Below are 13511 nucleotides of genomic sequence, written 5' to 3'. Positions count from 1 at the left end.
ACGCCAGTTTTCTGACTTTAATTTTTTAAAACCACCTTCCGTCCATGGCCGATTTATCTTCCCTTAGCATCCAGCGGCCGGTTCTGGCCGTCGTGATGTCGCTGGTCATCATGCTGTTCGGCGTCATTGGGTTCTATTACCTGGGTGTCCGCGAGTACCCCAGTGTTGACCCGCCCATCGTTACCGTCAGCACCAGCTACACCGGCGCCAATGCCGATATCGTCGAGACGCAGATCACCGAGCCCCTGGAGGAGGAAATCAACGGGATTGCCGGGGTGCGCTCCCTGACGTCTACCAGCCGCGACGGGCGCAGCACCATCACCGTCGAATTTACGCTGGATTCGGACCTGGAAGCAGCGGCCAACGATGTGCGCGACCGGGTGTCGCGTGCCGTGCGCTCGCTCCCCCCGGAAGCCGACCCGCCGACGGTGAGCAAAGCCGACGCCGACGCCGGTGCCATCATCTTTTTGAACGTGCACAGCCCGAAACGTTCGTTGCTGGAGCTTTCTGACATTGCCGACAAAATCTTCAAAGAACGGCTACAGACCATTCCTGGCGTTAGTGAAATCCAGATCTGGGGCGAAAAACGTTATTCCATGCGGCTGTGGATCGATCCGCTGCGGCTGGCCGCGTACCGCCTCACGCCGCTGGACATCCTGACGGCCCTGCAGCGCGAAAACGTAGAGTTGCCCTCGGGGCGCGTAGAAGGGCAATCGACCGAACTCAGTGTGCGGACCATGGGGCGTTTGCGCGACGTGGATGCCTTCAACAACCTGATCATCCGCCAGGAAGGCGACCGGGTGGTGCGGTTCAAAGACATTGGTACCGCCGAACTGGGGCCGGAAAACGAGCGGACCATTATGAAGCGCGACGGCGTGCCGATGGTGGGCGTGTCGCTGGTACCGCAGCCGGGTTCTAACCAGATCGAAATTGCCGATGCTTTCTACGCGCGGGTCGAGCAGATCCAAAAAGACCTGCCGGACGACATCAAGACCGGCGTCGGATTCGACAACACGACCTACATCCGCGAGTCGGTACGGGAAGTGGAACAGACCATTTTCGTGGCATTTATGCTGGTGGTGTTCATCATCTACCTGTTTTTGCGCGACTGGCGCAGTACGCTCATTCCGGTCCTGACCATTCCCATCTCGCTCGTCGGGACGTTCTTCCTGATGTGGCTGCTGGGCTTTTCGATCAACGTGCTTTCGCTGCTGGGCATCGTGCTGGCCATCGGGCTGGTGGTAGACGATACCATTGTGGTGCTGGAAAATATTTATACGAAGATCGAAGAGGGCGTCGATCCGGTGACGGCGGGTCGGGAGGGGACCAAAGAGATCTTCCTGGCGGTGATTGCTACCACTGTAGCGCTGGTGGCGGTATTTCTACCCGTGGTGTTTCTGCAGGGCATTACGGGGCGTCTCTTCCGCGAGTTCGGGCTGGTGATCGCCGGTGCGGTGGTGATTTCTTCTTTCGTTGCCCTGACGCTGACGCCGATGGCGAGCGTCCGTTTACTCAAGAAACGGGTGCAACAGCCGTGGTTCTACCGCAAAACGGAGCCTTTCTTCCAACGCCTGACCGACGCCTACCGCGCATCGCTCGAAAGCTTTATGCAGATGCGCTGGATGGCTTTTGTTATCATGGGCATTTCGATCGGGTTTATTTACCTGTTCTTTAAAATTCTGCCCCGTGAGCTTTCGCCTCTCGAAGACCGCAACGGCTTCACAGTCCGTGCGACCGGCCCCGAAGGCGCCACGTTCGAGTTCATGGACCAGTACATCAATTCCTTGATCGACCTGGTGGAGACAGAAGTCGGCGACGGCCTGAACGCCATCATTTCCATTACCTCACCCGGCTTCGGTGGGTCCAGTTCGACCAATACCGGCTTTTTGCGGGTACGCCTGAAAGATGCAGAAGATCGGGAGATTTCGCAGCAGGAGATCGTCGACAACCTGACGCCCAAGCTGACGCAGTTGCCCCGCGCGCGGGCCTACGTCTCGCAAGATCCAACCATCAGCAGCAACCGCCGCAACTCGTTCCCGGTGCAGTTCGTGTTGCAGGCGCCCACCATCGACGATCTGAAAGAGATTCTGCCTGCGTTTGAAGAACGCGCGCGGCAGGATCCGCACTTCTCGTTCGTGGACATCAACCTGAAATTTACCAAGCCGGAAATTCAGATCGACATTGATCGCAACAAAGCCCGTACGATGGGCGTCAACGTGAACGACATCGCGCAGACCTTGCAACTGGGCCTCAGCGGCCAGCGCTTTGGGTACTACGTGATGAACGGGAAGCAGTACCAGATCATCGGGCAGGTGGGACGCGAAAATCGCAACGAGCCGCTCGATCTGCGTTCGCTCTACGTACGAAGCAACAACGATAACCTGGTCCAGATGGACAATTTGGTCACTCTGACCGAACAAAGTACCCCACCGCAGTTGTACCGCTTCAACCGCTACGCCGCGGCTACGGTACAGGCGCAACTGGCCAAAGGGGTAACCCTGGGGGCCGGGTTGGAAGCGATGGATAAAATTGCCGACGAGGTATTGCCGGAATCGTTCTCAACGGCGCTCGACGGCGACTCGCGCGAGTTTATGGAAAGCTCGTCGAGTCTGGCGTTTGCCTTTGTGCTAGCGCTCGTGCTGATCTACCTGGTGTTGTCGGCACAGTTCGAAAGCTTCCGCGATCCGTTCGTCATCATGTTTACCGTGCCGCTGGCACTGGTCGGCGCGTTGCTGTCGCTCTGGTATTTCGACCAGACGCTGAATATCTTCAGCCAGATCGGCATCATCATGCTGATTGGGCTGGTTACTAAAAACGGCATCCTGATCGTGGAATTTGCCCAACAGCGCCGCGAAGCCGGACGAAGCATCACCGAGGCCATTCAAGACGCCGCCACCGCGCGTTTCCGCCCGATTCTGATGACGAGCCTTTCGACCATCCTGGGCATTTTGCCCATTGCCCTGGCGCTGGGCGCCGGCTCAGAAAGCCGCGTGTCGATGGGCATTGCGGTCGTAGGAGGGATGATTTTTGCCACGGGGTTGTCGCTTTACGTCATTCCTGCCATTTATACCTATCTAACTTCTCGTTCCGTACGCGCTGCCCAAGCGGTGTGATGTTGTGTATGAAAAAATTGTGGTTTGTTCTAAGACTGTGTCTGGTGCTCCCCCTCCACGCACAGGACGTTCTTACATTAACCGAAGCGCTTTCGCTGGGGCTTGAGAAAAATTACGCCATCCGCATCGCCCAACTGCAGCGCGATAGTCTCGACAACCAACTGACGTTGGGAAATGCGGGTTTCCTGCCGGTGATTACCGCCGACGGAACCCGTCAGTTCAGCGTGAACGATACGCGGCAGGTGTTTCTGGACGGGCGCAACAACGCGCTCGACAATGCACGTACGGACGTTCTGAACGGCTCGATTGATGCCACGTGGCGCATTTTCGACGGGTTCAACATGTTTGTGGCCTACGAAAGCCTGACGCAATTGCGCAAGGTCGGCGAATTTACCCAACGGGCTGCCATCGAAAATCTGGTGGCCGACATTACAGACGCCTATTACAACGTCGTCCAGCAAACGGCACGTGTGCGCGCGTTCGAAAATACGCTCACCATTTCGGAACAGCGTCTGCAACTGGCACAGGATAACTACGAGGTGGGGACCGGTACCCGCGCCGAGTACTTAGCGGCGCAAGCCGATTTAAACACCGACCGCTCGGCGCTGATGCAGGAACAGCAGTTGCTCAAGCAAGCGATCATTCAGGTGAATGCTCTGTTGGTCCGCTCGCCGATCGTGGAGTTTGCCGTGGCCGATACGCTCATTCCCCTCGGCGATTCGCTACAATTTCAGGAACTGACGGATGAATTGGGCTCGGCCAATACGGAGCTGCGGCAGGCACGTTTGCGGCGCGACATTGCGCTGTTGCGCACGCGTGCCGTCAAGTCACAGCGCTATCCACAGGTTGATGTATACGGGAGTTATTCGTACAACCGCTCTAATTCGCAGGCCGGCTTTCTGCTCCAGAACCGGCAGGTCGGGTATACGTATGGTGTTACGGCCCGCATCAACATTTTCGATGGCTTTAACCAAAACCGCCGGGAACAGAACGCCCGCGTAACGGAGCGTATACGGGAAGCGCAGGTCGAAAATACGCAGATAGGACTGGAGTCGGTGCTGGCGCAGGTCTACAACGACTACGTGAACAGCCTGCGGCTGATTCAACTGGAACAGGAAAACTATGCTATTTCGCAGGAACGGGTATCCATCGAACTGGACCGTTACCGGATTGGTGTATCGACGCCTTTGCAACTGCGTGAGGCGCAAACCACGACCGTTGAAACCAACCGCCGTTTGATCGAAGCGCAGTATACCGCCAAACAAGCCGAAACGGAATTGCTCCGCCTGACCGGCCGTTTGGTCAACACCACGAATTAACCTTACCCCACTACGCGCGGAGGGTGTAGAACTCCGCTTTTTCGTAATCGTGGCGTAACAGATCGCCTTCCAGCACCAACCCTGTCAGAATACGGGCCGCCCGGCGTTTCGAGACGTTGATCAGGCGCGCATAATCCTTCAGCGAAATTTTGTTTTTCCGCCGCAGGTAGCTGAACACCGCTTGCTCGTTGCGCGTGTACGTGCGGTTATCGGCCAACCGCTGTAGCGTCTCTTTGCGCAGTACATCAACGGTTTGCTTGCTGGCCCGCACACTCTGGTCCTGGCTTCGTACGTAGACGTGCCACTCGCCGTGCTTGTTGACACAGCGATGCGGCTTGTGCTGGCTTTCGGCCACATGCGCCAGCAGCACGGTCCCTTCGTTCGTGTGAATTTCTTCCAGACGCAAAGGCACGGCGGGGTCGCAGTAATGCGCCGCTGCATCCTGAAGCATGTACGATTCTTCGTCGGGATTAATGCCGGTGATCTGGCGATCGTCTCGTACACCGACAAGGATGGTGCCGCCGCGGTTGTTAGCGAAGGAGACGATGGTTTTGGCGATCTTCTCGCGATGGGTAATGGTTTTTTTAAAATCAAGCTGGCTGTTCTCGCCTTGCCTGATCAGTTGCTTTAGCAGCAATTCCATACCGTTGCAGTTGCCTTCCGTTTCTGTTACGGACGAAGTATGGTTCGGAAAAGTTGCACGCCCCGGAGGGATGCTCTTTACGTTTCCGGCCACATGTCGTTCCGACCCCGGAACCGGAAATTGTTCTCTATCTTTGCCCAATTTAACAAGAAACTTTGCACTGAAAACAAAAAAACGTGAAAAACTTATCCCTCGCGCTCAACATTGTCTTACTCATTGCGGTCATCGTACTTTATGTCTTGCATTTTAGTGATCGTCAGCCTGTTACGGCTTCCGCGAAAGGCGATACGACTGGCGTAGCGGCCACAAATGAGGGGGGCGCATCGGTCCCTGTCATTGCTTTTGTGAACACCGACAGTTTACTGACGAAGTACGATTTTTTCAAAAGCAACCAGGCGTCGCTCGAAGCGCGTGGTCGTCGGGCCGAAAATGATTTGCAGTCGCGTTCGCGTACGTTGGAGAACGAAGTGCGCTCCGCGCAGCAGCGGGCACAGAGCGGGAGTTTGACTCAACAGGAAGCTGTCGAACTGGAGCAGCAGATCATGAAGAAACAGCAGGACCTGATGGCCTACCGCGACAAATTGACGCAGGAACTGGCCGCCGACGAGCAACGCCTTGTGCGCGAACTGAACGAAAACATTGTCGACTACCTGAAAGATTACGGCCAGAAACAGAACTATACGTACGTGTTGGGCTACAATCTGGGAAACAGCAACGTGCTGTTCGCTGCCGACAGTCTGGACATCACCGCCCAGGTGCTGGAGGGACTAAACCAGGCATACGCCGCTAAAAACACGGCCAAAGCCGACGAGAAAAAATAACCTTACCGGCCTTTCGTAAAAAAGCCCTTCTGCCATGACGGCGGAAGGGCTTTTTAGTTGAGCGTGGAACGGGATTAGTCTTCTACAATGACTTCGATTCTGATGTAATCCCCTTGGTTATAGGTGCCTTTTACTTCTTCTACGTGAATCAACCCTCGCTTACGGCCACGTTCCTCGTCTAATTCAAACACCAGGTAATCGCCCGTTTCGATACGCGTTACCGCTTCGCCGCTCGGCGAGTTCGGGTCGGCTGTGGAGGCGTTCCAGATTTGAGTGATCCCCTGTGGGTTGGTACGGGCTTCGGCGTATTGACCGGCGCTGATGTTGGCCGGGCGGAGCAACGTGTTGTTAAGCGTGTTCCACTGGTTGCCCGACGTTCCCAGGTTGTAAATAGAATCGGGGTAGGCGGCTGGCGAAGCAATGGAGGCATCGTCGTCATCTCCATAATAATACCCGAAGTCGATCATGGCCGATGTGTTAGCGGCCCCGGTATTGACCTCGTTCACGGTATAAGTAGTTCCGGTTTGGGCATCGAAGAAAGTTTCTGAATTCCGTTGCCCTAGCGGTGCATACAACAAAACCGCCCTGAAGACCTTGGTAGGCGTATTCATGGCCGTGATTTCGAACGATTGCGACGTCGTCTTGCCGTTGCTGTCTTCGGCTTGGAACCGCAGCGTGACGGTGCCGGCCGTGTCTTCGGGCATCAGCACGTAACGATACGTGGTGTTAAACGTGGTCGGAGATTGCCCCGCCGGGCTGGAAAACGAGGTGTCTGCGGTGTTGTTTCTCGAAATGGTCAGCACACTGAATCCGTCTTCGGCTTCAACGGCTACGTTAAACAACAGCGTATCGCCTACGTATCCGTCGTACGAGTCTTCGTCGGTAATGCTATCGCCCGTCAGGGTAATCGACAAATCGCCACCCAGCGGAACCGGGTCTTCTGTCGTATCCCCGCACGCACTCAAAAAAAACACAAACCCCACCGCCCATAGCGCAAGTAGGTAGAGAGATGACTTTTTCATAATGATAAAAATGGTAAAAAAATAAGCCCTTCTCTGTAGGGTACAGAAAAGGGCTTATTACACTAAAACTAATTAATTAACGATCTTCAGCGTAATGGTGATGGAACCGTTATCGTATTCCTGCTGACCTGTCGTAGGGTCGCGCTCAGTATCGATGCTGTTGACATAGATCCAGCCTTTCTGTCCATCGGCAGTCTCAAAGGCTACTACATCGCCTTCGGCCAGTTCGTTCGCTTTCGAGTCGCCCGATTCCGTAATGGTCGCGTTGATGGTTCCGGCCGTTGCGGCGTCGAAATCAGCCATGGCCAAATCCGTCTTCACAAACTTGGTAGAGTTCTGCGTATCCCAGGTGCTGGGGCGCGACGGAGAGTTGACGTAGACCACATCCACAGATTCGTCATCGGGAGCGGCGAGCGTGGCCAGGTTGGTCGGACCGTAGAAGTAGACAATATCGATCATGGCCGAATTGGCTTTGGCATCGGCAATTTTGTACACTTTACCGCCGCCGTCTACGTCGTAGAAGCTACCGTAGGTTGTGTTCTGGTTACCGCCCAACAGAACGGCTGTCTGGGTACGCATGCCCGTAACCGTTACGACAAAACTGCTGGTTACCGTCTGAGCGGTAGGCGTATTGTCGTCTGCTACTTCGAAGTTCATCACGATGCCGTTGGTATCGGCTTCGGTCGGAACGTAGTAGAACGTAGTGTCGTAGCTGGTAACCGTTGTCCCTGACACTTTATTCTTTCTGAACAGCTCGGTAGAGCCTTTTTTGACACTCAGGTAATTGAAGCCTACGGCAGAAGTAATGTTAACTTCGACTTCGATGGAATCGCCTACAAAAGCGGCTACAGAATCGGGATCTTCTTCTCCGTCTACAGTTACTGTAATCTCAGGCGCGGCGCCTCCTCCGGGTGTTGGATCTTCTGTGGTATCGCCGCAAGAATTTAAGAAAATCATTGAGCCTACGGCCAACAATGACATAAGGTAAGCTGAAAGCTTTTTTTGCATGTTCATAAGTAAAATAATTAAGAGAAAAGGTTGAATAGAGATTAAACCAAATGAGGTTCTAGTTGGCGTTGCAATTCGTTTAGAGAAGAAGCTCCGGTCTGGCGCCAGATGGCCTTTCCCTGCCGGAACAGGATAAACGTCGGAATGCTGCGGACCTGATATTGACCAGCCACGGCCTGATTCTTATCCACGTTGATTTTGATCACTTTCAGCCGACCATGCAGTTGACTGGAAAGCTGGGACAGAATGGGGCTCATCGTTTTACAAGGCCCGCACCAATCAGCATAAAAGTCGACCAGGACTGGCGTCTCTCCTTTGATTAGCGCTGCGAACTTTGGCTTGTTACTCATACTGCTTTATACGACACAGAAATAATGCCGTTTCATAGCGACGTTACGAGAAGAAATTCAGAAGGTTATTGAGGGGCAGGATTTTACGGGGGCAGGCGGGTGTAATATTTTTTGAGCTTATTGCCTTTTTCAGCGCCTTGAGCCCCATTCCTTCTTCTGGAGACGCAAAATCTGATGTTGGGAAAAATAGCGTTGCATGCACGGCTACGCGACGATGAACGTAGCACGAGGCAAACTTCAGCCTGTCGTAATGATGAACAGAACCGGGCTGTACTTTCTGGCCGACTATTTCAGGCTGCCGACACAGAGAAAAGATCAGCGTGTTCGACGAATTCTGGACCTAACTTCCTGAGCCAATGCTGACTAGGACTGGTGGCGCCAGCTAAAAATGTTGTGCCGAAAAAGTCGCCTATGCTGGCGTCCGTTGCGCAAACCATGGCCTTCACCAGCCCAGCACTCGCCTGACACGCGGGCAGGCAAGTGCTGGGCCGAAAGAAGCACACCAATAAGCTCGCTTTTGTGAGCTGTTTTTCTCCTCTAGTCGTTGGTTGCCATTACAGCGAACTGGTGCGGCCACCGTCAACGGGCAGGTTGATGCCGTTGATGAACGCCGCCGCCGGGGTCGCCAGAAACGTTACGGCGGCGGCGACTTCGGCCGGTGTGGCAAAGCGTCGGACCGGAATTTCGCGTTGCATCTTCTCCGCCATCTCGTCGGGTGTGAGGCCGTCGCGTTCGGCCCATTGCTCAATGAGGCTCCGCAGGCGTTCCGTGTCGGTCGAGCCAGGCAAGACGTTGTTGACCGTGATGCCGAAGGGGCCTAGCTCCTGCGACAGGGTTTTGGCCCAGTTGGCCACCGCTGCCCGGATGGTGTTCGACACCCCCAGGCCCGGAATGGGCTGTTTGACCGACGTCGAAATGATGTTGATGATGCGGCCGTAGCCCGACTCTTTCATGAGGGGCAGAAGGCACTGCACCAACGTCTGGTTGCAAATCAGGTGTTGGTTGAATGCCTTGCGGAAGGTCGAGGCATCGGCTTCGGTCAGAGGGCCGCCGGGAGGGCCGCCGGTGTTGTTGACCAAAATGTGGACGTGGCGCAGTCGCTCCAGGTACACATCCATTTTTTCGCGGAGCTCGTCCGGGTGCGAAAAGTCGGCTACGACGTAATCGTGTCGCTGCGTGTCGCGGGCGGGCAACTCACGGCGCACGGCCTGCAGCTTTTCTTCGTCGCGGGCCACCAACGTTACACTGCAGCCCAGGGCGGCCAGCTCCTGCGCGACGGCCCGTCCGATGCCTTGCGTGCTGCCACAGACGACGGCCCGCTTATCGTTAAGTTTAAGTTCCATACACTATAATCTGTGAGGCTAGTTTAGGCATTTTATGGCGGAGAGAGAACTCAACCGACCGAAAATCCGAAAAAACAGTAGCTTTGGTCTTATTCATCTGCAACGCAAGTACTTGCCTCTCATGCCGATACAACGCCCATTTAACATCCAAGCCTGGATTGAAGAACACCGCCACCTGCTGAAACCGCCGGTGGGCAATCAACAAGTCTTCAAAGCCAACGACGACTTCATCGTGATGGTGGTCGGAGGGCCGAACGCCCGGAAGGATTACCACTACGATAAAGGAGAGGAGCTTTTTTATCAACTGGAAGGCGACATCACCCTGAAGATCATCGAAGATGGCAAGCCGGTGGACATTACCATTCGGCAGGGCGACATGTTTCTGTTGCCCCCCGAAGTGCCTCACTCGCCGCGCCGTCCGGCAAATACCATCGGGCTGGTGATTGAGCGGTACCGGAAACCCGACGAGATGGACGGTTTTATGTGGTTTTGCGAGCACTGCGGCAATAAACTGTACGAGGAGTTTATTCCCGTGTCGGACATTGTGGGGCAACTGCCCAAGGTGATGAACGCGTTTTTTTCGTCGGAAACGCTGCGTACCTGCGATACCTGCGGGACGGTGATGGAAGCGCCCGTGCAGCCCAAGTAACCTGCGGGAAGAGGCGGCACGGCGTAGCATTGTTAACTGAAAATTCGGGAATGCGGTGGCACAGCGTCAGGAATCGATGACCGATGTGGCGGGAGACTCAACCTCTTCCTGCCTGAAGGTCGACATCCATACCCATATTCTGCCTGAGTCCTGGCCCGATCTGCGTGAACGCTACGGCTACGGGGGCTTCATCCGCTTGGAGCATTACAAGCCCTGTTGCGCCCGGATGATGATGGACGACCGCTTTTTTCGGGAAGTGCAGGACAATTGCTGGGACCCCCAGCGGCGCCTCTACGAATGCGATCAGTTCGGCGTTGGGGTGCAGGTGCTTTCGACCGTGCCGGTGATGTTCAGCTACTGGGCCCATCCGGAACATACGCTCGATCTTTCGCGCCTTCTCAACGACCACATTGCCGGCGTAGTGGCCGACTATCCCGACCGCTTTGTGGGGTTGGGCACGCTGCCCCTACAGGCGCCCGACCTGGCCATCGGTGAGCTAGAGCGCTGCGTAAAAGAGTTGGGCCTGGCGGGCGTGCAAATCGGTACCCATGTCAACGACTGGAACCTGGATCATCCCGGCCTTTTTGCGGTGTTCGAAGCCGCCGCCGAACTCAATGCCGCCATTTTTGTGCATCCGTGGGACATGATGGGGCAGGAACAAATGCCGAAGTACTGGCTGCCGTGGCTAGTGGGGATGCCCGCCGAAACCGCACGCGCCATTGCGTCCATGATTTTCGGCGGAATTTTCGAACAGTTTCCGCAGTTGCGTGTTGCCTTTGCACACGGAGGCGGCTCGTTTCCGGCGACCATCGGACGCCTGGAGCACGGGTTCCATGTACGACCCGATCTTTGTGCGGTCGACAATCCGGTAAATCCGCGGGCGTATGTCGGCAAGTTTTACCTCGATTCGCTGGTGCACGATCCGCAGGCGCTGGACTACATCGTCAAGCTGATGGGCGCAGAGCGCATTGCGTTGGGCACCGACTATCCGTTTCCGCTGGGCGAACTGGAGCCGGGAAAGCTGATTGAATCGATGCCGTACGACGCGGCTACCAAGCGACGCTTGTTGCACGGAACGGCGCTGGAATGGCTCGGCCTGCGTGAAGAACATTTCATTCCAACCTCGCGAAAAACCTCTTGAAGCGTAAATACTGGCTGATGCTTGGGTTGTTCGGGCTCATGGCGGGCTGCGGCCTGAAACTGGACCGGGACGTCAACGAACATCAGGCTCGGTTTCGCACCACCGATGCCTCGGAACTTTACTTCCGGAACGTACGCAGCACGGCCTACGAAGCACAGGAACTTCCGGGTAACCAGATGCGTGTGTATCGGATGGACGATCGCTCGCGCGCTACCGATCGCCCCGTGCTGAACCTGGCCATCGCCCTGAATTGGCAATACGACGAGGCGTACGTACTTGTGGAGCCCAACGGGTGGTTTCCGGAGAGCGATACGTTGCAGGTCGCGTGGGAGCAGCCCGACAGCCTTCACTCCGGCCTTTACACCTTCGCTTTCGGGAGTAAGGAAAATCACTTCCGCTTTGCCAGCCAACTCCAGCGAAGCCTCTTGCGCGGCGATGCCCTTTATCATCAGGCTACCGACGGAACGCGCACGCCGCTGCTGGCACAAAAGGCTGAGCGAGAAATATTTAGGAAAACGATGATTGATTACTACCGACTCGTTGAATTAGACTAGAAAAGCTGTATTTTCAAGTCTTGAACCAGACGAGGCATGCTGCACTTTCGGACCATTCTCTTCCTTTTATGCTTAAGCCTTAGCTTTTGCACGTGCGGGCAGACCTCCTCGGGCCTGACAGGCGGTCTTAACTTGTCTACCCTGTATGGGCCAGACATGGTGAGCGCCCAGTGGAAGAAGGGGTTTCATGCGGGGTTTTTTGTGCGGCATCAGTTCAATTACGTGGCGGGGCTGCATACGGAGCTGTTGGCTTCTACCCGAGGCTTTATTGACCTAAATGGTACACGCTTTCAATTCATCTACGCTTCGTTGCCTGTGCTGGCCTCACTGAAACTAAACCGCCGGACTGACTTGCTATTCGGTCCGGCGCCGGGTCTGTTCATTGGCGGCATGCAGACGGAAAAAGGCAAAGAAGCGGCCGAACTGATGCCCGCCTTGCGTCGTGCTGACTTGAGTCTGGCGTTAGGTATGCTCTTCCGGCCGAACGACCGTTACCATCTGGGAGTGCGGGTTAATTCGGGTCTGTTTCCGGTCGCTAACGGGTGGAATGCCCAGCATCTGAACGCGCAGCTATCGTTGGGTATTTATTTGCCGCAACTGCCTCGTTAATAGCACCTTACCCCTTTCTTGTTAAATTTTTTTACACTTTTTAAAGGGAGGCGCAACTTCGCTGAACCCTAGCGCACTTTTACCGTTACTATTCGTGCGAGTTAGTAAAAATTCAGAATAAAATATTGTCACTCACCATAATGTAGCCCTTTAATCATGGAAAATTGTCTTTATCTGAAACGTAACTTTGGTTCCAGCTCCGTCTATTTCTACGTCGAGCCAAAATTGTTAGGCGATCTGTTCGAAGCTACCGAAGTAAATGTCGGCATGCAGTCCTGGCGGGGACAGGCCGCACAAGGGACGCGTCTGATGACGAGTAGAGACCTGGAAGACTTGTTCGGAGAAGGCTATTTTGAGGTGAGTGAGACGGAATTCCAACGTGCGACCGGCCAATTTCAACGTGCAATTGCCTGACCGTTGCTTGTTTTGTTTGTAAAATTAGATTTGATTTGCCGTACTCTGTGGAAGCCAGCGGTTTACGCCACGGTGTTCGTACCAAATATAAATTTAATTTACACACGCAGATTCTGTAAAATTAGCCCCTGGTGGATTTCGTCAGGAGTTTAGTCACACTCATGCAAAGTTTATATCTGAAATGCATTTATGAAGATGGGCTCGTGTATTGCAAAATCGATCCTATTGACGATGCGGAAGATGATTACGTATTTCGCGGCATTGAGCTAGCGCTTGAAAATGGAACGTGGGAAAAAGATACGTTCGAGCTAACTGAAGACGAGTTAGACGAGATGTACGACGATGGCTTCCACGAAGTAGAGCGCAAAGAATACGAAGAAGTATTAGAAGAATACAAAACCAAGAAGTCGCGCTAGACGCTTGGTAGATAGCCCCGCCAAGAGTGGCCCCGCCAGGAATCGAACCTGGATCAAAAGTTTAGGAAACTTCTATTCTATCCGTTGAACTACGGGGCCCCGCTAGGCG

14 protein-coding genes and 1 tRNA gene are annotated in these 13511 nt (G+C 54.7%); 9 read left to right on the top strand and 6 right to left on the bottom strand.

Features of this window, described 5'->3' with window-relative positions; translation table 11 throughout:
• Positions 1-44 precede the first annotated feature (44 nt).
• Positions 45-3113 carry an efflux RND transporter permease subunit gene (locus BLR44_RS08920; RefSeq protein ID WP_089681355.1) on the top strand — a complete coding sequence of 1023 codons (3069 nt, stop codon included), beginning with the start codon at positions 45-47 and terminating at the stop codon, positions 3111-3113.
• 44 nt (positions 3114-3157) lie between these two features.
• Entirely contained in the window at positions 3158-4432 is a 1275-nt protein-coding gene (locus tag BLR44_RS08915) for a TolC family protein (RefSeq protein ID WP_176955958.1), read from the top strand.
• Between the two features lie 10 nt (positions 4433-4442).
• Here BLR44_RS08915 and BLR44_RS08910 read toward each other — a convergent pair whose 3' ends face one another.
• Positions 4443-5075: an AlbA family DNA-binding domain-containing protein gene (locus BLR44_RS08910; RefSeq protein ID WP_218127043.1), complete on the bottom strand. Its 633-nt coding sequence runs from the start codon at positions 5073-5075 to the stop codon at positions 4443-4445.
• Positions 5076-5251: 176 nt separating this feature from the next.
• Between BLR44_RS08910 and BLR44_RS08905 the strand changes: the two genes are divergently transcribed.
• Positions 5252-5896: an OmpH/Skp family outer membrane protein gene (locus tag BLR44_RS08905; protein WP_089681353.1), complete on the top strand. Its 645-nt coding sequence runs from the start codon at positions 5252-5254 to the stop codon at positions 5894-5896.
• Between the two features lie 74 nt (positions 5897-5970).
• Here BLR44_RS08905 and BLR44_RS08900 read toward each other — a convergent pair whose 3' ends face one another.
• From BLR44_RS08900 to BLR44_RS08885, 4 genes are all read right to left on the bottom strand, one after another.
• Positions 5971-6918, bottom strand: coding sequence for a hypothetical protein (locus BLR44_RS08900; protein WP_143017199.1), 948 nt, complete (start codon positions 6916-6918; stop codon positions 5971-5973).
• Positions 6919-6990: 72 nt separating this feature from the next.
• Positions 6991-7875: a hypothetical protein gene (locus tag BLR44_RS08895; protein WP_143017198.1), complete on the bottom strand. Its 885-nt coding sequence runs from the start codon at positions 7873-7875 to the stop codon at positions 6991-6993.
• Positions 7876-7967: 92 nt separating this feature from the next.
• The gene (trxA, locus tag BLR44_RS08890) at positions 7968-8276 is read right to left on the bottom strand and encodes a thioredoxin (RefSeq protein WP_089681350.1); all 309 of its coding nucleotides are present in this window, start codon (positions 8274-8276) and stop codon (positions 7968-7970) included.
• A gap of 554 nt (positions 8277-8830) precedes the next feature.
• Complete coding sequence (locus tag BLR44_RS08885; protein WP_089681349.1) at positions 8831-9619, bottom strand: SDR family oxidoreductase; 789 nt, start codon at positions 9617-9619, stop codon at positions 8831-8833.
• Positions 9620-9740: 121 nt separating this feature from the next.
• On the opposite strand from BLR44_RS08885, the gene BLR44_RS08880 reads away from it, so the two are divergent.
• The 6 genes from BLR44_RS08880 to BLR44_RS08855 all read left to right on the top strand — a co-directional run bounded on the left by BLR44_RS08880 (position 9741) and on the right by BLR44_RS08855 (position 13402).
• Positions 9741-10268 (top strand): 3-hydroxyanthranilate 3,4-dioxygenase, encoded by a 528-nt coding sequence (locus tag BLR44_RS08880; RefSeq protein WP_176955957.1) that lies wholly within the window; start codon positions 9741-9743, stop codon positions 10266-10268.
• Positions 10269-10323: 55 nt separating this feature from the next.
• Positions 10324-11409: an amidohydrolase family protein gene (locus BLR44_RS08875; RefSeq protein WP_245706012.1), complete on the top strand. Its 1086-nt coding sequence runs from the start codon at positions 10324-10326 to the stop codon at positions 11407-11409.
• A complete protein-coding gene (locus BLR44_RS08870) occupies positions 11406-11963 on the top strand; it encodes a hypothetical protein (protein ID WP_089681348.1) in 558 nt (185 codons plus the stop codon). The genes BLR44_RS08875 and BLR44_RS08870 overlap by 4 nt, the downstream gene beginning before the upstream one ends.
• A 132-nt stretch (positions 11964-12095) precedes the next feature.
• Positions 12096-12572 carry a hypothetical protein gene (locus BLR44_RS08865; RefSeq protein WP_176955956.1) on the top strand — a complete coding sequence of 159 codons (477 nt, stop codon included), beginning with the start codon at positions 12096-12098 and terminating at the stop codon, positions 12570-12572.
• Between the two features lie 156 nt (positions 12573-12728).
• Positions 12729-12986, top strand: a complete 258-nt coding sequence (locus BLR44_RS08860) for a hypothetical protein (protein ID WP_089681346.1) — start codon at positions 12729-12731, stop codon at positions 12984-12986.
• A gap of 161 nt (positions 12987-13147) precedes the next feature.
• On the top strand, positions 13148-13402 hold the full coding sequence (locus BLR44_RS08855) for a hypothetical protein (protein WP_143017196.1): 255 nt from the start codon (positions 13148-13150) through the stop codon (positions 13400-13402).
• Positions 13403-13429: 27 nt separating this feature from the next.
• Here the strand turns inward: BLR44_RS08855 and BLR44_RS08850 are convergent.
• A tRNA-Arg gene (locus BLR44_RS08850) sits at positions 13430-13501 on the bottom strand.
• Positions 13502-13511 lie beyond the last annotated feature (10 nt).

This window comes from Catalinimonas alkaloidigena, from assembly GCF_900100765.1.
Lineage (GTDB): Bacteria > Bacteroidota > Bacteroidia > Cytophagales > Flexibacteraceae > Mooreia > Mooreia alkaloidigena.
This window is presented reverse-complemented; position numbering and strand designations above follow the sequence as displayed.